The 21779-nt window shown below is 65.8% G+C and carries 20 protein-coding genes; 2 read left to right on the top strand and 18 right to left on the bottom strand.

What is annotated here, in order from left to right:
- Nucleotides 1–22: 22 nt before the first annotated feature.
- The 16 genes from ACFSUD_RS03060 to ACFSUD_RS02985 form a co-directional block, all read right to left on the bottom strand.
- Nucleotides 23–1708, bottom strand: a complete 1686-nt coding sequence (locus ACFSUD_RS03060) for a chloride channel protein (RefSeq protein WP_386371359.1) — start codon at nt 1706–1708, stop codon at nt 23–25.
- The gene (gene recN, locus ACFSUD_RS03055; RefSeq protein ID WP_386371357.1) at nt 1705–3375 is read right to left on the bottom strand and encodes a DNA repair protein RecN; all 1671 of its coding nucleotides are present in this window, start codon (nt 3373–3375) and stop codon (nt 1705–1707) included. The genes ACFSUD_RS03060 and recN overlap by 4 nt, the downstream gene beginning before the upstream one ends.
- 36 nt (nt 3376–3411) lie before the next feature.
- A complete protein-coding gene (locus ACFSUD_RS03050; protein WP_386371859.1) occupies nt 3412–4281 on the bottom strand; it encodes an outer membrane protein assembly factor BamD in 870 nt (289 codons plus the stop codon).
- Nucleotides 4282–4516: 235 nt separating this feature from the next.
- Nucleotides 4517–5440, bottom strand: a complete 924-nt coding sequence (gene lpxC, locus ACFSUD_RS03045) for a UDP-3-O-acyl-N-acetylglucosamine deacetylase (protein WP_386371355.1) — start codon at nt 5438–5440, stop codon at nt 4517–4519.
- Nucleotides 5441–5646: 206 nt separating this feature from the next.
- Entirely contained in the window at nt 5647–7290 is a 1644-nt protein-coding gene (gene ftsZ / locus ACFSUD_RS03040) for a cell division protein FtsZ (protein ID WP_386371353.1), read from the bottom strand.
- A gap of 173 nt (nt 7291–7463) precedes the next feature.
- Nucleotides 7464–8798: a cell division protein FtsA gene (gene ftsA, locus ACFSUD_RS03035; protein ID WP_386371351.1), complete on the bottom strand. Its 1335-nt coding sequence runs from the start codon at nt 8796–8798 to the stop codon at nt 7464–7466.
- A 46-nt stretch (nt 8799–8844) separates the two neighbouring features.
- Nucleotides 8845–9726: a cell division protein FtsQ/DivIB gene (locus ACFSUD_RS03030; protein WP_386371349.1), complete on the bottom strand. Its 882-nt coding sequence runs from the start codon at nt 9724–9726 to the stop codon at nt 8845–8847.
- Nucleotides 9714–10634, bottom strand: a complete 921-nt coding sequence (locus tag ACFSUD_RS03025) for a D-alanine--D-alanine ligase (protein ID WP_386371347.1) — start codon at nt 10632–10634, stop codon at nt 9714–9716. Before ACFSUD_RS03025 ends, ACFSUD_RS03030 begins: the two co-directional genes overlap by 13 nt.
- Before the next feature lie 63 nt (nt 10635–10697).
- The gene (gene murB / locus ACFSUD_RS03020) at nt 10698–11645 is read right to left on the bottom strand and encodes a UDP-N-acetylmuramate dehydrogenase (RefSeq protein ID WP_386371345.1); all 948 of its coding nucleotides are present in this window, start codon (nt 11643–11645) and stop codon (nt 10698–10700) included.
- 31 nt (nt 11646–11676) lie between these two features.
- A complete protein-coding gene (locus ACFSUD_RS03015; protein ID WP_386371343.1) occupies nt 11677–11988 on the bottom strand; it encodes a hypothetical protein in 312 nt (103 codons plus the stop codon).
- A 10-nt stretch (nt 11989–11998) separates the two neighbouring features.
- Nucleotides 11999–12259 carry a DUF2484 family protein gene (locus tag ACFSUD_RS03010; protein WP_386371341.1) on the bottom strand — a complete coding sequence of 87 codons (261 nt, stop codon included), beginning with the start codon at nt 12257–12259 and terminating at the stop codon, nt 11999–12001.
- Nucleotides 12256–12507, bottom strand: a complete 252-nt coding sequence (locus tag ACFSUD_RS03005; protein ID WP_386371339.1) for a DUF2484 family protein — start codon at nt 12505–12507, stop codon at nt 12256–12258. Before ACFSUD_RS03005 ends, ACFSUD_RS03010 begins: the two co-directional genes overlap by 4 nt.
- A complete protein-coding gene (gene murC, locus ACFSUD_RS03000; protein WP_386371337.1) occupies nt 12504–13919 on the bottom strand; it encodes a UDP-N-acetylmuramate--L-alanine ligase in 1416 nt (471 codons plus the stop codon). The genes ACFSUD_RS03005 and murC overlap by 4 nt, the downstream gene beginning before the upstream one ends.
- A complete protein-coding gene (locus ACFSUD_RS02995) occupies nt 13916–15016 on the bottom strand; it encodes a UDP-N-acetylglucosamine--N-acetylmuramyl-(pentapeptide) pyrophosphoryl-undecaprenol N-acetylglucosamine transferase (protein ID WP_386371336.1) in 1101 nt (366 codons plus the stop codon). Before ACFSUD_RS02995 ends, murC begins: the two co-directional genes overlap by 4 nt.
- A gap of 31 nt (nt 15017–15047) precedes the next feature.
- The gene (locus ACFSUD_RS02990; RefSeq protein WP_386371334.1) at nt 15048–16217 is read right to left on the bottom strand and encodes a peptidoglycan glycosyltransferase FtsW; all 1170 of its coding nucleotides are present in this window, start codon (nt 16215–16217) and stop codon (nt 15048–15050) included.
- 145 nt (nt 16218–16362) lie between these two features.
- Complete coding sequence (locus tag ACFSUD_RS02985; protein ID WP_386371332.1) at nt 16363–16890, bottom strand: redoxin domain-containing protein; 528 nt, start codon at nt 16888–16890, stop codon at nt 16363–16365.
- A 111-nt stretch (nt 16891–17001) separates the two neighbouring features.
- Between ACFSUD_RS02985 and ACFSUD_RS02980 the strand changes: the two genes are divergently transcribed.
- Nucleotides 17002–18177, top strand: coding sequence for a BaiN/RdsA family NAD(P)/FAD-dependent oxidoreductase (locus ACFSUD_RS02980; protein ID WP_386371330.1), 1176 nt, complete (start codon nt 17002–17004; stop codon nt 18175–18177).
- A 2-nt stretch (nt 18178–18179) separates the two neighbouring features.
- Here the strand turns inward: ACFSUD_RS02980 and murD are convergent, their stop codons facing one another.
- Entirely contained in the window at nt 18180–19580 is a 1401-nt protein-coding gene (murD, locus tag ACFSUD_RS02975; RefSeq protein ID WP_386371328.1) for a UDP-N-acetylmuramoyl-L-alanine--D-glutamate ligase, read from the bottom strand.
- Between the two features lie 102 nt (nt 19581–19682).
- On the opposite strand from murD, the gene ACFSUD_RS02970 reads away from it, so the two are divergent.
- Complete coding sequence (locus ACFSUD_RS02970) at nt 19683–20594, top strand: glutaminase (RefSeq protein ID WP_386371326.1); 912 nt, start codon at nt 19683–19685, stop codon at nt 20592–20594.
- A gap of 91 nt (nt 20595–20685) precedes the next feature.
- On the opposite strand, the gene mraY is transcribed toward ACFSUD_RS02970, so the two are convergent.
- Complete coding sequence (mraY, locus tag ACFSUD_RS02965; protein WP_386371324.1) at nt 20686–21768, bottom strand: phospho-N-acetylmuramoyl-pentapeptide-transferase; 1083 nt, start codon at nt 21766–21768, stop codon at nt 20686–20688.
- Between the last annotated feature and the right edge of the window lie 11 nt (nt 21769–21779).

The raw sequence follows: 21779 nt of genomic DNA, 5'->3' as shown, positions 1-21779 counted from the left end.
CGACACCGGCCCGGGGCGGCGATCAGGAATGTTCCTCGGCGGCGGTGGCCGCCAGCGCGCGGTTGTAGGTTTTCAGCGCATCGACATGGAACAGCGCGCCGAGCAATTCGGGCGGCGCGTCGGCCTGCAAGGTCACCACCGGGATGAAGGCGACGGCATTCTGCTCGAAAATCGACATGGCCGCCTCCAGCGTCGCGGCACCGTCGATATAGGTGCCTGCATCGATCAGGTCCCAGCAGGCCGCCTCGGCGGCGGCGCCCGTCTCGCCCGGGCGGCGCATCAGCCGGGCGACGGTGAACATCGAGAGCAGATAGGCCTGCGGCCCGGCAGCAAGCCGGATGCCGCGGCGTTCGAGCTGGGTCAGGAAGAAGCTGCGATCCACCAGCCGCGAAGCCAGCGCGGTGGACATGCTGACCGCGACCATCACGGCCAGACCGGTCTGCCAGTCGCCGGTCATTTCGAAGACGATCAGCGTCGTCGAGATCGGCGCGCCGAGCACCGCCGCCGCGACCGCGCCCATTCCTGCCAGCGCATAGAGCGAGGATGAACCCGAGACATCGGGAAACACCCCGGTCGCGATCAGCCCGAAGCCCAGCCCCGTCAGCGCGCCGATCATCAGCGAGGGGGAGAATACCCCGCCGCCCATGCGTCCGCCCATGGTGATCGCCACCGCCGCGACCTTGAGCATGGCAAAGATGATCGCCTCATGCAGCAGCAGCTCGCCGGTCAATGCCATCGACGTGGTTTCGTAACCGACCCCGATGATATGGGGAAACCACAGCGCCATGATGCCGAGCCCCGCCCCCGCAAATGCCGGTCTGAGGTAACGGGGCAGTCTGATCCGGGTCTGCAGGTAATCGCCCAGGTCCTCGGCCCAGAAGATGCTCAGCATCAGCACCACCGCGACCAGGCCGCAGGTCAGGCCGAGCAACAGGTAGGCGGGCAGCTCGATGTAGAATTGCAGATCGCCATAAGTGGGCAGGACAAATTCGGTAAGCCCGCCGAATTCGAGCCGGTTGATCACGGTGCCCGCGACGCTGGCGATGACGATCGGAGCGAAGGCATGGACCGCGAAATGCCGCAGCACGACTTCGAGCGCAAAGAGAGCTCCGGCGATCGGCGCGTTGAAACTTGCGGAGACCGCCGCCGCGACCGCGCAGCCGAGAAGGTCTCGTCCGGTGATGCCGTCGGCCTTGATGAGGCGGCAGATCGCGGTCGAGATCACCCCGGCGAGATGCACCACCGGCCCTTCGCGCCCCGAGGAACCGCCGGTGCTGAGCGTGATGAGCGAGGACAGGGCCGAGGCGAGACCGGCGCGGGTCTCGACCCGCCCGTCATGCAGGGCGGCGCCAAGGATCACGTCTCCGACGGTGCGGGCGCGCGCATCCCGCGTGAAGTGATGCAGGATCAACCCCACAGCCAGCCCGCCGAATGTCGGGATCAGTACCACCCAATACCAGGCCAGGCCGGAGATGAATGTGTGCAGCCGCTGCACGTCTTCGGTGCCGTAGAGACTGGCCTGCAGCCAATTGATGCCCTTGCGGAAGAACAGCGCCGCGAAACCCGCGGCAATGCCGATCAGCAGCGCGATGAACCAGAAGGTGACCTTGCCCGGCCCACGATGGCGCAGCACCTGCCAGGCTTCGATGAGCGCCGCCTTCGCAAGGCCGATCTGCTCGGCGACGAAGGAGGGCTGCGGCTGGCTCATCGGGCGGCGGCGGGCTGTCCGGCGCCGAGCAGCGCTTGCGCCGCGGCGCGGGCGGCGTCGGTGATCGTATCCCCGGCGAGCATCCGCGCGACCTCGTCGATCCGCTCGGGCGCTGCGAGCGGCACGACGGTGGAGGTGGTCATGCCCGCCTTCACAGCCTTTTCGACACGCCAGTGATGCGCGCCGAGTGCGGCGACCTGCGGCGAATGGGTCACCACCAGCACCTGCCCGCCGTTCGCGAGCGCCTGCAGGCGGCGGCCCACCGCATCGGCGGTGGCACCACCCACACCGCGGTCGATCTCGTCGAAGATCAGCGTGAGGCCCGGCTGGCCCTCGGTGAGGCAGACCTTCAGCGCCAGCAGGAAACGGCTGAGCTCACCGCCGGAGGCGATCTTGCCCAGCGGGCCGGCCGGGGCACCGGGATTAGTGGCAACGGTGAAGGAGACGGCATCGCGCCCCTCGGGGCCGGCCGCCTCGTCGGTGATCTCGGTAGCGAAGACGGCGCGCTCCATTTTCAGCGGGGCAAGCTCGGCGGCGACTGCCTTGTCGAGCCTACTGGCCGCCTTGCGCCGCGCCTTGGTGAGAGCATCGGCGGCCGCGTCATAATCGGTTTCGGCGGCCCGCACCGCCTGTTCGAGCGCGGCCTGCGCGGCCTCCCCGGCGTCGAGCGCGTCGAGCTTGGCGCGCAATGCGCTGGCAAATCCCGCCAGGTCGTCGGGGGCGACGTCATGTTTGCGCGCCAGCCCGCGGATTGCAAAGAGACGTTCCTCTGTCTCTTCCAGCTCCAAAGGGTTGAAGGACATCGCGTCGATCGCGTCCGCGACACCGGACATCGCCTCGTCGAGTTCGACCAGAGCGCGGTTCAGGGCCGCCATCGGTGCTTCCAATGCGCCCTCGGCCTTGTCGGCGACACCGTCGAGCCAACGCAGCGCATCGCCGAGCGCGGTTTCCGCGCCGCCCTGCCCCATGATCTCATAGGCATTGGTGACGTCGCTGCGGATTTTCTCGGCGCCCTGCATGAGACGGCGACGGGTGTCGAGCGCGGCCTCCTCGCCCTCCTGCGGATCGAGCTTGTCGAGCTCGGCGACCGCGTGGCGCAGGAATTCCTCTTCGGCAAGGATCGCCTCGCGCTCGGCAGCGGCGGCCTCGACCGCCTTGCGCGCGGCATTGAGCGCCGACCACGCCTTGCGCGTTCCGGACAGCCGCGGTTCATTGCCCGCATATTCATCGAGAATGGCCCGATGGCCGCGCGGGTTCAGCAGACCCCGGTCATCATGTTGGCCGTGCAGCTCCACCAGCGTTTCGGACAGCGCGCGCAGCACCTCGCCCGAAACCCGGCGATCGTTGACCCAGGCGGTCTTGCGTCCGTCGCTGGTGTTGATGCGGCGCAGGATGAGCTCGTCCTCGGCCGGGAGCCCCGCTTCCGCGAGCACGGCGCGCGCCGGATGGTCGGGCGGCAGATCGAACCAGGCGGTGACCTCGCCCTGAGCCGCACCCTGGCGAACCAGATCGGCGCGCCCGCGCCACCCGAGCACGAAGCCCAGCGAATCCAGCAGGATCGACTTGCCCGCCCCCGTTTCGCCGGTCAGCACGTTGAGACCGGGCTGGAAGCCGAGCTCCAGCCGGTCGATGATCAACATGTCCGAGATATCAAGTCCGCGCAGCATCGGAACCATCCGTCGGGCGGGCGTCACGCCCGGCTGTTAAATCCACTCGCCCTTGATCGTCTGGCGATAGATCGCGCTCAGCCAGTTGTCGCCGAGGGATTTCGGCTCCAGTCCCCTGCCAGTGAGCAGGCGATAGCTGTCCTGATACCATTCGGTCGAGCGGTAATTATGCCCCAGGATCGCCCCCGCGGTCTGCGCCTCGTCGGTCAGCCCGAGGCTCAGATAGGCCTCGACCAGCCGGTGCAGCGCCTCGGCGGTGTGGGACGTGGTCTGGAAATCCTCCACCACCACGCGGAACCGGTTGATCGACGCGGTGTAGTGGTTGCGGCGCAGGTAATAGCGGCCGATCTCCATCTCCTTGCCCGCCAGATGATCGAAGGCGAGATCGAATTTCAGTATCGCCGCTCGGGCATATTCGCTGTCAGGGTAATTCTCGATCACGGTGCGCAGCGCCTGCAGCGCCTGGAAGGTCAGCCCCTGATCGCGGCCGACCTCCTCGATCTGGTCGTAATAGGACAGCGCCAGCAGATATTGCGCATAGGCCGCGTCGTCGTCATCGGGAAAGAAATCGATGAAGCGCTGCGCAGCGGAGCGGCTGTTGGGATAGTCCTGATCCTTGTGATAGGCGAAGGCCTGCATGATCAGTGCCCGTTTGGCCCATTCGGAATAGGGGTAGAGCCGCTCGATCTCGGCGAAATAGAATGCCGCCTGATCCGGTTTGCGCCGACCCAGCTCGAATTCGCCCCTCTCGTAGATCTGCTCGGCCGAATAGGTCTCGAGCGGAATCTCCTGGGGATTGAAAAAGCTCGAAGTGGTCCGGCCCGGATCATTCGCGCCGCAAGCGCCAAGCGCCGCCACCACAAGCACCGCACCGATCATCCGCTTGCGCGACCCCGCCACTGTCATGCCTGTACCCTTCGCTTTGTTCATGTTGTGGTCCTGTGACCTCGCTTGGCCCCTGACTAGCACATTAATTTCGGGTGCAAAACGCCGATTCCGCAGATCGGCGGCCGACCCCGCGCAAAAGCGTTCCGGCTGGGGATGCAGGGCCACAAGGCAGGGACAATAGTCGGGACGGCGATTGGCCTTCATGCGACCGGCGCTGCGCGCGCCCGGCGGGCATTTCCTGCGGAACGGGCAGTCAGGCGACTTGCGGGATCTCTTCGCGGACGAGACCAAAGCCCGGCAGACGCGCCGCCATTGCCGCATCGCAGGTCACCATGCGCACCGCCCCCGGCGTGGCGAAAAGCTTGCGCAGCAGCGTGTTGGTCAGCGAGTGGCCCGCGCGCAGACCGGTGTAATGGCCAAGCAGCGGCGCCCCGGCCAGCGCGAGATCACCAAGCGCGTCGAGCATCTTGTGGCGGACCGGCTCATCGGCATGGCGCAGCCCGCCCGGGCTCAGCACACGGTCGCCGTCGAAGACCACCGCATTGCGCCCCGGCTCGCCCCCGAGCGCCAGCCCGTTGGCCTGCATTGCCAGCACATCGGCCTGTCGGCAGAAGGTGCGGCTGTCGCAGAGTTCGCGGGCGAAGCTGCCGTTGTTCATCTGCAGCGATTTCTGCTGATGGCCGATCGCCGCATCAACGAAATCGATCTCGAAATCGATGTGCAGGGTCTCGGCGGGAGTCAGGCTGGCGCAGGCATTGCCCTCGCGCACGCTCACGTTCTGCAGCACTTCATAGGCCCGGACCGGGGCGCTGAGCGAGCGGATTCCCCGCTGCATGATGCCGCGCACGAAGGGCGCCGAGGAACCGTCGAGAATCGGCACTTCCGGCCCGTCGATCTCGATCATTGCATTGTGAATACCGCAACCCGCCAGCGCCGCCATCAAATGCTCGACGGTCGAGACCGAAAGCCCTTGGGCATTCTCGAGCTTGGTGCAGAGCGGCGAGCGGTTCACGGCATCCCAGCGGGCCGGAACCAGCCGGTCGCCGACGGCGACATCGCTGCGGGAAAACCAGATACCATGATGGACCCCGGCGGGACGGATCGTCACTGTCGCAGGCTGGCCGGTATGCAGGCCTCTGCCGACAAAGCTGATCGCTGATTTGATGGTCGTTTGCACGATGTAAATCCTCGGGGTCGCGGAACATTTCCTAACTTGAACAAAGACCTAGTCGCGCCGCTTGCAATGCTCAACTCAAACTTTGCAACCGTCTGAAACACTAATGTAACGTTTGCGCGCAAACGCGCCTAACCGCATTTAAACAACTGTTATGAAACGAAAAAGGGCCGCCCGGAGGCGACCCTTTTGTCACGAATGTGACCGGTTCAGTTTGCCTGGCGACGCAGGAAGGCGGGAATTTCGATACGTTCCTGATCTTCCTGGGGTGCTTCCTGCGGCTGCGGCGCGGCGGCTGCGGCGCGACTCTGCACCGGGGGCTGCTGGCGGGGCGGCTGCTGGCGTGCGGGCCGCTGCTGGGCCTCGGCCTCGCCGTGGCCGGTCATCCGGTTGATCAGCGAGTTGATACCGAACCGTGGCTTGTCGCTGCCCTGGCTCGGGGCCTGATGCTGCTGCGGCGCGCGCTGCTGGCTGGTCGGCGCGGCCTTCTCCGCGGCGGCGCGCAGACGGGCCAGCGCCTCGGGAGAAGGCGTGCCCGGCGCCGGGGCGCGCGGGGCGACGAATTCCTCGGGTTCGGCCTCGAGATTGTCGTGGCGCGGCTCAAACTCGGCGACCTGCGGCTGGTAGGCAGGGGGCGGCAGGCCATCGGAGGTCTGCTGCTGGCTTTCCGCGCTGCGGTAATCCTCAATCAGCGGTTCATCCTGCTCGACCGGCCGGGCGTTCATGTCCTGGAACAGCGGCTGCTGATCGGCCTGGCGCAAGGTTGCGGCGACGGGCCTGGACTCCGGTGCGGGCGCCGGGGCCGGTGCAGTCTCTTCGGCGGCGGTCTGCTGTTTCAGCGGCTGGCTCATCGAACGGCGCGGTACCGGCATTTCGGTATCCACATCGGTAGCGTCGATGCCGGTCGCGACGACGCTCACCCGCATCATCCCGCCAAGGCCGGTGTCGAAGGTCGAGCCGACGATGATGTTTGCTTCCGGGTCCACCTCTTCGCGGATCCGGTTGGCCGCCTCGTCAAGCTCGAACAGGGTCAGGTCGTGACCGCCGGTGATGTTGATCAGCACGCCCTTGGCGCCGCGCAGCGAGATTTCGTCGAGCAGCGGGTTCGCGATGGCCTTCTCGGCGGCCTGGATGGCGCGATCTTCGCCCTCGGCCTCGCCAGTGCCCATCATCGCCTTGCCCATCTCGTCCATTACCGCGCGAACGTCGGCGAAGTCGAGGTTGATCAAGCCCGGACGCACCATCAGGTCGGTCACGCCTTTGACACCCTGATAGAGCACATCGTCGGCCATGGAGAAGGCCTCGGTAAAGGTTGTCTTTTCGTTGGCCAGCCGGAACAGGTTCTGGTTGGGGATGATGATCAGCGTATCGACGACCTTCTGCAGCGCCTCGACGCCATCCTCGGCCTGACGCATGCGCTTGGCGCCCTCGAACTGGAACGGCTTGGTGACCACGCCGACGGTCAGCACACCGAGCTCACGCGCGGCCTGCGCAATGATCGGGGCCGCACCGGTGCCGGTGCCACCGCCCATGCCGGCGGTGATGAAGCACATATGCGCGCCCGCGAGGTGATCGACGATCTGCTCGATGCTCTCTTCGGCCGCGGCCGCGCCGACGGTGGCACGCGCCCCGGCGCCGAGCCCTTCGGTAACCTTGATACCGAGCTGGATGCGGTTCTCCGCCCGCGCCTGCTGCAGCGCCTGCGCGTCGGTATTGGCGACTACGAAATCAACGCCGTCCAGCTCTTTCTCGATCATGTTGTTCACGGCGTTGCCGCCTGCCCCACCGACTCCGAAAACGGTGATACGGGGCTTGAGATCTTCCTGTCCTGGCATGGAAAGGTTCAGTGTCATGTGATGTCCGCCTGTTTGCTGGCCCGCGCGTCGCGAGAGATTTTTTCCCGAATTTCCCCGACTTTATCGAGCTGTTGCTGTTTCGTCACGTCTAAATCGCGGTTTTTCCGCTAAATATGGGCGATTTTTCGCCGTTTTCACCCCTATATCGGACCATCTACCGGATCTTGCGGTTACCAATTATCCCTGAACCATTTCACGGCGCGCCTCAAGGAGCGTGCCGGGTAGCGATCCGCCGGGATGTCGAAATCCCACCATTCGTCCTGCGGATGCGCTGCAAAAAGAGCGAGCCCCACTGCGGAGGCGAAGCCCGGGCCGGTGGCGGCCTGTGGCAGCCCATGCACCCGTAGCGGACGGCCCAGCCGTACCTGCTGACCGAGGATCTTGGAAGCCAGGCCGTCGAGTCCGGGGATCTGGCTGCCACCGCCGGTCAGCACGATCTGCTGGCTCGGCAAGTGGTCGAAACCGGCGGCATCGAGCCGCGCGCGGACTTCTTCGAGAATCTCCTCGACCCGCGGGCGCATGATGCCGATCAGCTCCGCCCGGCTGGCGGTGCGCCGGTCATGTTCGTAATCGCCGGTATCGCCGCCGATCTCGATCATCTCGCGGTCGTCCATTCCGGTGGCATGGACTCCCCCATAGAAAGTCTTGATCCGCTCGGCATTGGCGGTCGGCACCTGCAGACCCATGGAAATGTCCGAGGTCACGTGATCGCCGCCCATGCGCACCGCATCGGCATAGATCATGTGTTTCTTGATGAAGATCGACACGCCGGTCGAACCGCCGCCGAGATCGATGCAGGCGGCGCCGAGCTCCTGTTCGTCCTCCACCAGCGAGGCGATGCCCGAAACATAGGCCGACGAGGCGATCCCCGCGAGTTCGAGATCGCAGCGTTTGATGCAATGGGCCAGATGCTGGACCGCGTCGGCCTCCACCGTGAGCATGTGAAGATCCACCGACAGCGCATTGCCGAGCTGGCCGCGCGGATCGCTGAGACCGGACCGGTGATCGAGCGCGAAATTCACCGGCTGGGCATGGAGCACCTCGCGGCCTTCACCGTATTCCGGCACATCGCAGCTGGCCAGCACCCGCGCGACATCCTGCTCGGTGACCATCTGGCCCTCGAGCTCGACCTGCGCATCGAGTCCGTAGCTGCGCGGTTCGGCGCCGGAAAAGCAGGCGATGACGTGATCGACGCGGATCCCGGCCATTTTCTGGGCGGCCTGCAAAGCGGTGCGAATCGCGCGCTCGGTTTCCCCCATGGCGCAGATCTCGCCGAAACGCACCCCGCGCGACCGGGTCGTGGCAGCGCCGATGACACGGAACCCCGATTGCCCGGCCAGCGAGCCGATCTCGCCCTCGTCGCCAAGGCGGCTCGGGCCGTCAAAGCGCAGGACAAGGCAGGCGATCTTGGAACTGCCCACATCCAGGATCGCCACCACGCCGCGCTGCATCGCAAGCTTGCGCATATGCCGCATCGAGCGCTGTGAATCGTATAAGTCCATCATTACCGTTACTGCCCCAAATCATTGCCTGCGGATCAGCGATGTATCGTCACTGGCCCGAAAGCTGCCTGATGTGCCACCATTCGCGGGTGGCCTCTTCGTTCATTCTGACGGTCGGTCTTGACGCCAACCGCATGTCCACCGCCGCGACATCGCGGCTGAGCACCTCTTGCGCGCCTTCCAGCGCGATCACCCGTTCCAGCGCCTGCACCGGATCGGCCTCGGGGAGCATGATCCGCTGCTCGCGGTCGAGCACCACGTCCCAGCGCCGCTCGCCGATCCGCACGACGCCGCGCAAGCGACTGCCCAGGGGAGCAGCCGCGCGCATCAATTGCAGCGCTTCGGGCACATGACGCGATGCGCCACGCCCGGCGATCAGCGGCAGTTCGGGATGATCGAGCCGACTGCCGACGTCGCGCACATGCGCGCCGCTCTCGTCGATCAGCGCCAGCCCCTCGGTCCGGCGCCAGATCGCCGCGGGCACCCGTGGCGTCACGTCGACCTGCAACACCCCGCCGGGACGCACCCTGACGGATGCCTGCCGCACCCCGTGCAGCGCCGTGATGGTGGCCCGGATCTGCGGCAGGTCGAGCTTGAAGGAACTCTTCGGCAGATCCAGCGGCACCGCCTCGCGGATCTGCAGCGCCAGCGCATCCTCGGCCCCGTCGATGGCCATGAGCTCGACCATGAATTCCGGCCGATCCTGAATGCTGGTGCGGGTATCCTCGATCACCTGGATGATCGCGCCGCGGCGTGACTCGTCGGAGAGGTAGATAGTCCCGATCAGCATCGCCAGCCCGAAGGGCACCCCGGCACGCAGCGCCAGGCGAAACCCCGGCGTCAGCATCAGCCGCTGCATGCGCCAGGCCCAACGGGACGGTGCCGGATCGGCCTTTGCGGGTTTAGGGCTGCGGCGGATCAGCGTCCGCATGACGCATCCTCCACCATCCAGGCGCAGAGCTCCCCGAAGGAGATACCGCAGGCGAGCGCCTGTTCCGGCGCCAGCGAGGTCGGTGTCATCCCCGGCTGGGTATTGGTCTCGAGAAGAATCAGTCCCTCGGCGCCGCGGCTCTCGTCCCAGCGAAAGTCGGTCCGGCTGACACCGCGGCAGCCGAGCGCGTTATGCGCGCGCAGGGCATAGTCGAGGCAAAGCTCGAAAATCTCGGTCGGCACTTCGGCGGGCACCACATGGGTCGATCCCCCGGCCTTGTACTTCGCATCGTAATCGTACCAGCCGGTGGTCAGGATATCGGTGACGGAAAGCGCGCGTTGTCCGAGAACGGTCGTGGTCAGCTCGCGACCCGGCACGAATTGCTCGACCATGACGAAATCGGGCATGTCGGCATCGAGCTGCGGCGGGCCGTTGTTCTCCTCGCCGATCAGATAGACGCCGACCGAGGATCCCTCGTTGTTGGGCTTGACCACATAGGGCGGCTCCATCACGTGACGGGTCCGCACGTCCCCTGCGGCGGCGATCAGACTCTGCACCACCGGCAGGCCGGCCGCCCGGAAGACCTCCTTGCAGCGCTGTTTGTCCATCGCCAATGCCGAGGCCAGCACGCCGGAATGGCTATAGGGGAGCCCCATCCATTCGAGCAGGCCCTGCACGCAGCCATCCTCGCCCCAGCGGCCATGCAGGCAATTGAGCACATAATCGGGATTGATATCGCCCAGAACGGCACAAAGATCGGGGCCTGCATCGACCTCGATCACGTTGAAATCCCGTTCCCGCAATGCGGCGGCGCAGGCGCGCCCGCTGGAGAGTGACACCTCACGCTCAGCCGAGGGGCCACCCAATAATACCGCCACTGTCGGGGCTGTCCTGCTCGACGTACCCACCGGAGTGCCTTTTTCCCGGGTCTTTGGCGACCCTTTTTAATATTGTCGTCACCGCTTAGCGGCTCAAGCCTCTGGCACCGGATCACCCAAATTTTCACCGATGCGCATGATTTCCCATTCTAGCCTGATGCCGCTTGAATCGTAAACCTTTTTTCGCACCTCTTCGCCCAATGCCTCAAGGTCCGCGGCGCTGGCCGTGCCGGTGTTGATGAGGAAGTTGGAATGTTTCTCGCTCATCTGGGCGCCGCCACGCATCGCGCCGCGCATCCCGGCCTCGTCGATCACCTTCCAGGCCTTGAGATCATGCACGTCATCGGCGCGGCCGGTGCTCGAGAATCCGGCCGGGTTGCGGAAGGTACTGCCGGCGCTGCGTTCCTTGGTGGGCTGGCTCTCGTCGCGTTTGCAAAGCTGTTCCGTCATGCGCGCGTGCAGCGCCTCCGGCACGCCTCGGGGCGGGGCAAAACGGGCGGAGACAATCACCGCGCCCTCGGGCAGATCGCTCTGGCGATAGCGGAAATTGAGCTCCCGCGGGGACAGGGTGCGGACATCGCCCTGCCGCGTCACCACCTCTGCCGAGACGAGGTGATCGGCCGTGTAGCTGCCGTAACAGCCGGCATTCATCCGCACCGCACCGCCGATCGAACCGGGAATCGTGCGCAGGAAGGTCAGGTCGAGCCCCGCATCGGCGGCCTTGCGCGCCACATGCGCATCGAGCGCCGCCGCGCCCGCGATCACGTGCTCACCGTCAATCTCGATAGTGTTGAACCCGCGTCCAAGCCGGATCACCACCGCGCGCAGCCCGCCATCGCGCACGATCAGGTTGCTGCCCACGCCCATGGGGAAGACCGGAACATCCTGCGGCAGATCCCGCAGGAAGCTGCGCAGATCGTCAAGATCCGCCGGGGCGAACAGGCAATCGGCGGGTCCGCCGACCCTGAGCCAGGTCAGTTCGTGAAGCGCGCGGTCCGGGGTCAGACGGCCGCGAACGGCGGGAAATGTCTTGCTGCTCATGCACTCCGCCTAGCCGCTATTCCCGAGCTCGTCAAACCGATCCTTCCTGTCTATCCGGCCGTTCCTCGACGCGGTCGGCGCGCCAGTGGCGCATCACCCGACCGATCAGATAGCCGATCCCGAAGGCGGAGAAAGCATAGAGAATCGCGGCGGCATGGGCGGTCAGGGCATGTCGCTCGAGAGGATGCGCATCGAGGCCGAAGACCATCCAGGCGCTGTTCAGCGCCAGACCGCCGCAGAGAATCGCGATCAGGGCCAGCGGGCGGAGGCGATAGCCTGCCCAGCCACAGGCCAGCAGCCAGAGCAGCAAAATGCCGACGAGCAGGACCAACAGGAGACTCACCGCAGGCGCTTTATTCCGCCGGACCGCGGGTCGCGCCGCGGCGCAGCCAGCGACCGAGATAGATCACGGGCCAGCGCAGGATCGAACAGCCCCCCGCCAGCACCAGCAGCCCGACCCAGGGGCCATGCTGCATGGTCACGAATCCCGCGAGCGGAATGCCGACGGCGATCAGGACATAGGCATTGCGCCAATGGTTGTCGGCCGACGGGGTCATCGCGAGGATATTGGCGATCACCGCCCAGAGACAGACGAGGGTCAGTGAAAAGCTCATCGCCCGAGCTCCGGCTCGCTGCCGCGCATTTGCTTCAGCAACGTGCAGAGCGGGGCGCGGGAGATCGACAGGAAGGCACAGAGCGCCAGCGCGCCCGGCAGCCAGCCCGTCCGCGCGACCACCCCGCCGAGCAGAACAGGCGCAGCCAGCATCAGGGACAATCCCGGGATATATCGATGCCGCGGCGGCAGCAGGGCGGCGCCGGCGGCGGCGCAAATCCACAGGAAACAGGCCCAGAACAGGGTCACGCCGCGGCTCCCTTCGCGGCCTTCAGCCTTTCGGGCAGGCCATTGGCCCAGGTGCTGATCGTCCCGGCGCCGAGGCAGACGACCATGTCACCGGGGCGGGTCTGTTCGCGCACCAGCCTCGTGAGGTCATCCTCGTCCTGCACGGCGCGGGCGTGACGGTGGCCATGACGGATCAACCCGGCCACGAGCCCATCCCGGTCGGCGCCCTCGATGGGCTCTTCGCCGGCGGCGAATACTTCGGCGATACCGACGACATCGGCATCATTGAAACAGGCGCAGAAATCATCGAACAAACCGCTGAGCCGCGAATAGCGGTGCGGCTGGTGCACTGCGATCACCCGGCCCTCGGTGGCCTGCCGCGCAGCCTTGAGCACGGCGGCGATCTCCACCGGGTGATGGCCATAGTCGTCGATGATCGTGACGCCATCGACCTCGCCCACCTTGGTGAAACGCCGGTTGACGCCGCCAAAGGCGGCCAGCGCGGCACGGATCTCGTCGGTTTTCATACCCAGATGCCGCGCCACCGCGACGGCCGAGAGCGCGTTGCTGACGTTGTGATCGCCGGGCATCGGCAGGCTGCAATCCTTGATGACCTTGTCCTCGGCCTGCAACGCGATGTCGAAGTGCGCCACCCCGGCCTTGTAGTGCAACCCGACGGCCCGCACATCGGCCTGGGCGTTGAACCCGTAGGTCATGACGCGCCGGTCGGTGATCTTGCCCACGAGGCTCTGCACCTCGGCGTGATCGGTACAGCAGACGGCAAGCCCATAGAACGGGATGTTGGAAACGAAATCGACGAAACCCTGACGCAGCCGGTCAAAATCACCCCAATGCTCCATATGCTCGGGGTCGATATTGGTGACGATGGCGATGGTCGCGGGCAGCCGGTTGAAAGTGCCGTCGCTCTCGTCGGCCTCGACCACCATCCATTCGCCCTGCCCCATCCGGGCGTTGGAGCCATAGGCATGGATGATCCCGCCGTTGATCACCGTCGGGTCGATGCCGCCCGAAACCAGCAATTCGGCCACCAGCGTGGTCGTCGTGGTCTTGCCATGGGTGCCGGCCACCGCGATGTTGGACTTGAGCCGCATCAGTTCGGCCAGCATCTCGGCGCGGCGCACGATCGGCAGTCCGCGCTGGCGCGCCGCGTCGAGTTCGGCATTGCCCGGCTTGATCGCGGATGAGATCACGACGACCTCGGCCCTCTCGATATTCTCAGCCCGCTGGCCTTCGAAAATGGTCGCGCCGAGCTCGGCCAGCCGGTCGGTGATCTTGGACGCCTTGAGATCGGACCCCTGCACCTGATAGCCGTGGTTGAGCAACACCTCGGCAATGCCCGACATGCCGATGCCGCCGATTCCGACGAAATGGATCGGGCCAACATCACCGGGCAGTTTCGTGGCAGCGTTCATGTGGATTTTCCTTTGTTGGCAATCTCTTGCACCATCTGTGCGAGGTTCTCGGCGGCGTCGGGCATGGCTCTGGACAATGCGGCGCGCGACATCTGCAGCGCGCCGTCGGGATGGCTGAGCACGGTTTCGATCTGCGCGGTCATGCTCTCGGGTTCGGCCATGCGCTCGGGCACCATGATCGCAGCCCCCGCATCCACGAGACCGCGCGCATTGGCGCTCTGATGATCACCGGTCGCGGCGGCAAAGGGGATCAGGATCGACGGGCGCCCGATCACCGAGATATCGGCAACGCTCGATGCCCCGGCCCGACTGATCACCAATTGTGCCTCGCTCATCCGGCGCGGTACGTCATCGAAGAAAGGCTGCACGTCGGCGTTGATGCCCGATTGCGCATAGAATTTGGCGACCCGTTCGCCATCCTCGTCGCGGGCCTGATGGCTGACCCGAATGTTCTTCAGCATCTCCAGCGGCAGCCCGGCGATCGCCGGGGGCACCACGTCGCTCAGGATCCGCGCACCCTGCGAGCCGCCCATCACCAGCAATTCCATCGGATAATCGCCCGGCGGGATATACCCCGCCCCGGCCCGCTCCAGCACCGCACCGCGCACCGGGTTGCCGACATGGACCGCTTCGACCCCCTCGGGCAGCTTCGTCGGCCAGGTGCCGCAGGCCACCGCATCGACGCGTTTGGCGAAGATCTCGTTGACCCGGCCGAGCACGCCGTTCTGTTCATGGATCATCCGTGGCAGCCGCAGCAACAGCGCCGCCGAGAGCGCCGGGATCGATGGATAGCCGCCAAAGCCGACCACTACGGCAGGCCGGTCGCGCAGCATCTGCATCATGGCCCCCGCCACACCGGCCGCCAGCCGCGGCGGCACCATCGCCTTGGCCGCCAGACCGCCGCGCGCGAAGGTCGCGCTGCTGATCTGTTCGATCTCCACCGCTTCCGGGAAACCGCCGGTATAGCGCGCGCCGCGCGCATCGGTGCTGAGCTTGACCCGCCAGCCGCACGCCAGCATGACCTCGGCCAGCGCCTGGGCGGGAAACATGTGCCCGCCCGTGCCGCCCGCGGCGATGATCAGCAATGGTGCGGTCAAGGGACCCTCCGCAAGTCGTCAGGGCGCCCGCTCACCGGACCCGGCCCCGCCCGAGAATATCCGAAATCTCACCCTGCGCCCGGCTCCGGGTGAAGGCCAGCAACATACCCACGGCGATGCCGGATGCAATCACCGAAGAACCGCCGTAGCTGACAAAAGGCAGCGTCATGCCCTTGGCCGGCAGGAGCCGCACCGCGACGCCCATGTTGATCATCGCCTGAACCCCGAACATGCAGGCCAGCCCGGTACCTGCCAGACGGATGAACGGATCGCGTTCCCGCACCAGCCGCAGCAGGGAGCGCACGACGACGACGGTGTAAAGCGCGATGATGCAGAGCACCAGGATGAGTCCGTATTCCTCCGCCGCCACGGCAATGATGAAATCGGTATGGGCATCGGGCAGCGACCATTTGACCTCGCCCTCGCCGACACCGACCCCGAAGAGCCCGCCTTCGCGGATCGCGTTGGTGGCATAGCCGAGCTGCGTCGTCGGATCGACATCGACACTGAGGAACCCGTCGATGCGCCGCGCGAAATGCTCCGAATTGGAATAGGCGACGGTCCCGGCCAGCACCACCAGCCCGGCCATGCCGACCAGCAACACCATCGGCGCTCCGGCGACGAAATACATCACCCCCCAGCCGAACAGCACCAGACAGGCCTGTCCGAAATCGGGCTGCATCGCCAGCATCAGCACGATCGCGATACATAGCGCGAAGGACCAGAGCCGCCCCGGCGGACCGTTGATTTCCAGTGCCGCGGCCATCATCCAGGCCGAGGCCACCACGAAACCGGGTTTGAGGAATTCCGAGGGCTGCAGGCTGGCAAAGCCGAGCGAATACCAGCGCACCGCGCCCTTGCCGAAATCGGTCCCGAAGAAGGGCAGCAGCGCCAGCGCCACGAAGGCCCCAAGGAACCCCAGCACCGCCAGCCGCCGTACCAGCACTGGCGACATCATCGAGGTCAGCAACATGGTGATGATCGCCAGCCCGCCGAAGAAGGCCTGTCGCTGCACGTAGTGGAACGGCTCGAAACCGTTCTTGGCGGCCAGCGGTGGCGAGGCGGCGAGGCCCAGCAACATGCCAAGCGCGAACAGCATGAGGATGCAGGACATCGCCCATTTGTCGATCGTGCGCCACCATTTGGGAAGAATCGGCTCGGCATCCCGAACGGGAGCCGCACCATAGACCATCTCTGTCATGGGTATCTGCCTTGCACTGCTCGTTGTCCCCGTTTCGGGGGTGCCCCCTTATGGGGATCTGCCGCGCAGCATAGCCTTTTTCGAGGCATCGCGCCAGCCTGTTTCCGCCGCGGGTTTCCTCCCGCGGCGGCAGGTTCTTCAGCGATCAGGCGGCCTTGCGGGTGCCCCGTACCGGGTAATCGTTCTCGCGGATGAACTTCAGCCCGCCCAACAGCCCTTCGAGGTCCGGCCGCGAGAAGGGTGCATTCGATACATCGACGATCTGCACATTGCCCTGCGCATTGATCACGTAGGTCGCCGGTTCGGCGAAGGGCCGGTCGGTCTCCTGCGGGCTGCGCGGATCGGAGATATAGGCACCAAGGGCGGCCATCTGCTCCAGCGTCAGCCCATAGCCCACGGCCAGGCTCAGCTCCTGTTCATCGGCCATTTCGCGGGCCTTCTCCTCGGGATCGCCCGAGACCGCGACCACATCGACGCCGATGTCGTAGAAGTTCTGCTGCAGCCCTTCTAGCGTCTTCAGATATTTCTTGCAGATCGGGCAATGCAGGCCGCGATAAAGCACCACCAACTGCCAGTCGCGCCCCTCCCGCGGCTCGCCTAATGTTAACTCTCCCCCGCCAAGCTTCGCGACCTTCTGTTTGGGAAAGGGTTGTCCTGCTTTCAGCATCGTCATCTCGATCTCCTTTTCTGACGTATTCCACCGCTCACCTAGCCTTCGCGGCGGCGTGACCCAGCCGCCTCACGCGATCTTGACCCCGCCGCGCAAACATTGCAGAGCCGCGCCATGCAGTACGATACCGCGATCATCGGCGCCGGAGCCGCCGGCATGATGTGCGCCGCCCATGCCGGCGGGCGCGTATTGCTCATCGATCACGCCAAGGCACCCGGCGAAAAGATCCGCATCTCCGGCGGCGGGCGCTGCAATTTCACCAATATGCATTGCGCTCCCAATGCCTTCCTGAGCAACAACCCGCATTTCGCCAAATCCGCCCTCGCGCGATATACGCAATGGGATTTTCTCGATCTGGTCGAGCGCCACCGCATCGCCTGGCATGAAAAGACCCTCGGTCAGCTGTTCTGCGATGTCAGCGCGAAGGAAATCATCGCCATGCTGCGCGGGCTGATGCAGGCGGCGGGCGTCGATCTGCGGCTGCAGAGCAGCGTCGCCAACATTACCCGGCGCGAGAGCGGCTTCAGCTTCGATCTGCAGACACCGGATGGCCTGCGGCGCATCACCGCCAGCAACCTCGTGCTGGCCACCGGCGGCAAGTCGATCCCGAAGATGGGCGCCACGGGCTTTGCCTATGACATTGCCCGCCAGTTCGGCCTGCCCGTGACAGAGACCCGCGCCGCGCTGGTGCCCTTCACCTTTCCCCAAGCACGTTTCGCGCCTATCTCCGGTGTCGCCCTGCCCTCGATCATCAATGCCGGGGCCGCCAGCTTCGAGGAAGCTTTGCTGTTCACCCATCGCGGGCTGTCCGGTCCGGCAGTGCTGCAGGCCTCGTCCTATTGGCAGGATGGCGCGCCGGTCTGTATCGACCTGCTGCCACATGCCGATCTCTTCACCCTGCTGCGCGAGCAGCGTCAACGCTCGGGGCGACGCAACCTCACCACGGAGCTGTCCCGACACCTGCCGACCCGCCTGGTCGATTTCCTGGCCGAAGACATGGACCTTGGCGGCAATCTCGCGGATTGGCCCGACAGCCGCCTGAAAGAACTCGCCGACACGTTGAAGAACTGGCAGCTCACCCCTTCCGGCACCGAGGGCTACCGCACCGCCGAGGTCACGCTCGGGGGTATCGACACCGACGCGCTCTCCTCGCGCAGCATGCAGAGCCGTGAAGTGCCGGGGCTCTACGCGATCGGCGAGGCCGTGGATGTGACCGGCTGGCTCGGAGGCTACAATTTCCAATGGGCCTGGTCCTCGGGCATGGCGGCGGCGCGGGCCATCGCCACCTGAAACTAGCGCGTCATGTATCGCTGCACCTGGGCGACGAAATCCTCGCCGCGCCGCTCGAAACTGTCGTATTGATCGAAACTCGCCGCCGCCGGCGCAAGCAGCACGACATCGCCCGGCTCGGCCTCGGCCACCGCCTGCGCCACCGCGGTCTCCATGTCACCGCAAACCTGTGTCTCGACCTCGAGCTGCATTGCGAATGCCGCTGCCTCGCGTCCGATCACATAGGCCTTGCGCACCGTGTCCCCGACCCCGGCCAGCCCGCCGAGCCCGCCCTCCTTCTCGAGCCCGCCGCAGATCCAGCGGATGTTCTCGAAGGCCGCCAGCGCCTTGACGGCGGAATCCACATTGGTGGCCTTGCTGTCGTTGACGAACCGCACGCCGTCGATCTCGCCGATGAGCTGCGAGCGATGCGGCAGCCCGCCGAAGGAGTGGAATGCCGCCTCGATCACCTTGGGTGCCAGCCCGAGGGCGCGCGCCGCGGCATAGGCGGCGCAGGCATTCTGATGGTTATGCGCCCCCGGCAGCCCGGCCACGTCACGCAGATCGATCGAGGCGACCTGCTTGCCACGGCGGTATTCGCTGAGGAATCCCTTGCGCGCGAAGACCTGCCAGCCCGGCCCGGTGAGCTTGCGCGTCACGCTGATCCGGATCACCCGGTCATCGCCCGGCGCCTCGCTGAGCTGCCCGGCGAGAAAGCGGCCCTCCTCCTCATCGACCCCGACGATCGCCCGGTCCGGCCCGCCCTCGGCAAAGAGCCGACGCTTCGCCGCGAAATAGCCGCCGCGGCCATTGTGCCGGTCAAGGTGATCGGGGCTGAGATTGGTGAACACCGCGATATCAGGCGTCAGCGCGCGCGCCAGATCGGTCTGGTAGCTCGACAATTCCATTACCACCACCTCGCCGTCGATCGCCGGGTCGATATCCAGCACGCCGCGGCCGATATTCCCGGCCAGCTGGGTGGGGCGGCCGACATGGCGCAGGATATGGTGCAGCAATGCCGAGGTCGTCGATTTACCGTTCGAGCCGGTCACCGCGATCACCCGCGGCGCGGTATCGTAATTGTCCCAGGCCAGGGTCGCGAAACTCTGGAAAAACAGTCCGATGTCATTGTCCACCGGCACCCCGGCCTCGAGCGCCGCGGCCACCACCGGGTTCGGCACCGGATAGAGATGCGGAATGCCCGGGCTGAGGATCAGCCGCGCGACCTTGTCAAAGGCGCCGGGTGCCTTCAGGTCGACACAGGCGAAACCCTCGGCCTCCGCCTTGGCGCGGGCCGCCGGATTGTCGTCCCAACACAGCGGTTTCGCCCCGCCCGCCGCCAAGGCGCGCGCCGCCGAGAGGCCCGAACGCCCCAACCCGAGCACCGCCACCCGCGCGCCCTCCAGACCCTGAACTGGTATCATCCGATTGCCTTTTTCCCAGAATTGCGCACAGCATGGCCCTGCCCTCTATCCGATCGGCAGAATGGCGACAATCGGCCCCGACGACAAGCGAGACAAGCAGCAATGCCCGACCTGGACCAGATTCTGAATCGCATCAGCAGCCAGATGCACGACAGCGACGATTGGGGCGAGGTCGCGGGTTACATCCCCGAACTCGCCGATATCGATCCCGCGCAATTCGGCATCGCCGTCGCCACCGCCGAGGGCGACCTGCACGCGGCCGGAGACGCCGAGATCCCCTTCTCGGTGCAATCGATCACCAAGGTCTTCACCCTGGCCATCGCCCTCGGCCGGGCCGGTGACCAGCTCTGGCAACGGGTCGGACGCGAGCCCTCGGGCCGAGCCTTCAACTCGATCGTGCAGCTTGAGCAGGAACAGGGCCGCCCGCGCAATCCCTTCATCAACGCCGGTGCCATCGTCACCACCGATGAAGTCCTCGGCAATCGTCCCCCCCGCGAGGCACTGGCCGAGATCGTGCAATTCGTGCGCAGTGCGGCCGGGTCGGATGACATCCATATCAACGACGCCGTGGCCGCCTCGGAAACCGCCTTTGGCAACCGCAATTTCGCGCTGGCGCACTTCCTGGCCTCCTGCGGCAATCTGAAGAACCCGCCCGCGCTGACCTTAGGCACCTATTTCCACCATTGCGCATTGGAAATGACCGTGCGCGAATTGGCCATGGCGGGACGGTTCCTCGTCGATGCGCCCGGCCTGCCGCGCCTCGTCTCGCCGACCCGCATCCGCCGTCTCAACGCGCTGATGCTGACCTGCGGCCATTACGACGGTTCGGGCGATTTCGCCTATCGCGTCGGCCTGCCCGGCAAATCCGGGGTCGGCGGCGGTATCCTCGCGATCGTGCCGGGGCGCGCCAGCATCGCTGTCTGGTCACCGGGGCTGAACCGCTACGGCAATTCCCAGAAGGGCACCGAAGCGCTCGCCCGGCTTGCCCGCGCCATGGACTGGTCGGTGTTCTGATCCCGGCTTCTTTGGGTCACAAATACCTCGGGGGAGTCGGCCCTTAGGCCGACGGGGGCTGGCCCCCGCCCGGTCCGCCCGGGCCGCGTTCTCAGCGGACTTTCAGCGTCGCCAGCCCGATCATCGCCAGGATCAGCGAGATGATCCAGAACCGGATCACGATCTGCGGCTCGGCCCAGCCCTTCTTCTCATAATGGTGATGGATCGGAGCCATCAGGAACACCCGCTTGCCGGTGCGCTTGAAATAGAGCACCTGCACGATCACGCTGAGCGCCTCGACCACGAAAAGCCCGCCGACAATCGCCAGCACCAATTCATGCTTGGTCGCCACCGCGATGGCGCCGAGCGCCCCGCCGAGAGCCAGCGAACCGGTGTCACCCATGAACACCGCGGCGGGCGGGGCGTTGTACCACAAAAATCCGAGACCACCGCCGAAGATTCCGGCGGTGAAGATCAGGATCTCGCCGGTGCCCGGCACGTAATGCACATCGAGATATTCAGTGAAATCGACCCTTCCGACCGCATAGGCGATCACGCCGAGCGCGCCGGCGGCGATCATCACCGGCATGATCGCAAGCCCGTCGAGCCCGTCGGTGAGGTTCACCGCGTTCGCGGCCCCGACGATCACGATCACCGCGAAGGGAACGAAGAAAAAGCCGAGGTTGATCAGCGTGTTCTTGAAGACCGGCAGGGCGAGCTGATATTGTAGCGCCTCGGGGTGATATTGCGCCGCCCAGAAGGCCGCGATGCCGGAAATCGCGAAGCCCAGCAGCAGCCGCACTCGCCCCGGTACCCCGTTGACATTCTGCTTGCTGACCTTGGCGTAATCATCGGCGAAACCGATGGCGGCATAGCTCATGGTGACAAAGAGCACCAGCCAGATGAAGGCATTGTCGAGCCGGGCCCAGAGCAGGGTCGAGGTCAGCAGCGCGCCGACGATCAGCAAGCCGCCCATGGTCGGCGTCCCTGCCTTGACGAAATGCCCCTCGGGCCCGTCGTCGCGGATCGGCTGGCCCTTGCCCTGATGACGCCGCAGCACCTGGATCAGCGGCCTGCCGAACAGGAAGCCGAAGAGCAGCGCAGTCAGGAAGGCACCGCCGGCGCGGAAGGTGATGTAGCGGAACAGGTTGAAAAAGTCGCCACCATCCGACAGCAGTGTCAGCCAATAGAGCATGCGCGCGTCCT

The sequence above is a fragment of the Sulfitobacter aestuarii genome, assembly GCF_042685005.1.
Classification (GTDB): Bacteria; Pseudomonadota; Alphaproteobacteria; order Rhodobacterales; family Rhodobacteraceae; genus Sulfitobacter; species Sulfitobacter aestuarii.
Note: the sequence above shows the minus strand (reverse complement) of the source record. Positions and strands in the feature narration are given on the sequence as shown.

Excerpts from the sequence above, each read along its gene's own strand:
- ACFSUD_RS02990 (WP_386371334.1), bottom strand. The coding sequence starts at position 16,217 with ATGACAGAGATGGTCTATGGTGCGGCTCCCGTTCGGGATGCCGAGCCG.
- ACFSUD_RS02985 (WP_386371332.1), bottom strand. The coding sequence starts at position 16,890 with ATGACGATGCTGAAAGCAGGACAACCCTTTCCCAAACAGAAGGTCGCG.
- murD (WP_386371328.1), bottom strand. The coding sequence starts at position 19,580 with ATGATACCAGTTCAGGGTCTGGAGGGCGCGCGGGTGGCGGTGCTCGGG.
- ACFSUD_RS02980 (WP_386371330.1), top strand. The coding sequence starts at position 17,002 with ATGCAGTACGATACCGCGATCATCGGCGCCGGAGCCGCCGGCATGATG.
- ACFSUD_RS03060 (WP_386371359.1), bottom strand. The coding sequence starts at position 1,708 with ATGAGCCAGCCGCAGCCCTCCTTCGTCGCCGAGCAGATCGGCCTTGCG.
- murB (WP_386371345.1), bottom strand. The coding sequence starts at position 11,645 with ATGAGCAGCAAGACATTTCCCGCCGTTCGCGGCCGTCTGACCCCGGAC.
- ftsZ (WP_386371353.1), bottom strand. The coding sequence starts at position 7,290 with ATGACACTGAACCTTTCCATGCCAGGACAGGAAGATCTCAAGCCCCGT.
- ACFSUD_RS03010 (WP_386371341.1), bottom strand. The coding sequence starts at position 12,259 with ATGAGCTTTTCACTGACCCTCGTCTGTCTCTGGGCGGTGATCGCCAAT.
- ACFSUD_RS03030 (WP_386371349.1), bottom strand. The coding sequence starts at position 9,726 with ATGCGGACGCTGATCCGCCGCAGCCCTAAACCCGCAAAGGCCGATCCG.
- ftsA (WP_386371351.1), bottom strand. The coding sequence starts at position 8,798 with ATGATGGACTTATACGATTCACAGCGCTCGATGCGGCATATGCGCAAG.
- recN (WP_386371357.1), bottom strand. The coding sequence starts at position 3,375 with ATGCTGCGCGGACTTGATATCTCGGACATGTTGATCATCGACCGGCTG.
- murC (WP_386371337.1), bottom strand. The coding sequence starts at position 13,919 with ATGAACGCTGCCACGAAACTGCCCGGTGATGTTGGCCCGATCCATTTC.
- mraY (WP_386371324.1), bottom strand. The coding sequence starts at position 21,768 with ATGCTCTATTGGCTGACACTGCTGTCGGATGGTGGCGACTTTTTCAAC.
- ACFSUD_RS03050 (WP_386371859.1), bottom strand. The coding sequence starts at position 4,281 with ATGACAGTGGCGGGGTCGCGCAAGCGGATGATCGGTGCGGTGCTTGTG.
- ACFSUD_RS02970 (WP_386371326.1), top strand. The coding sequence starts at position 19,683 with ATGCCCGACCTGGACCAGATTCTGAATCGCATCAGCAGCCAGATGCAC.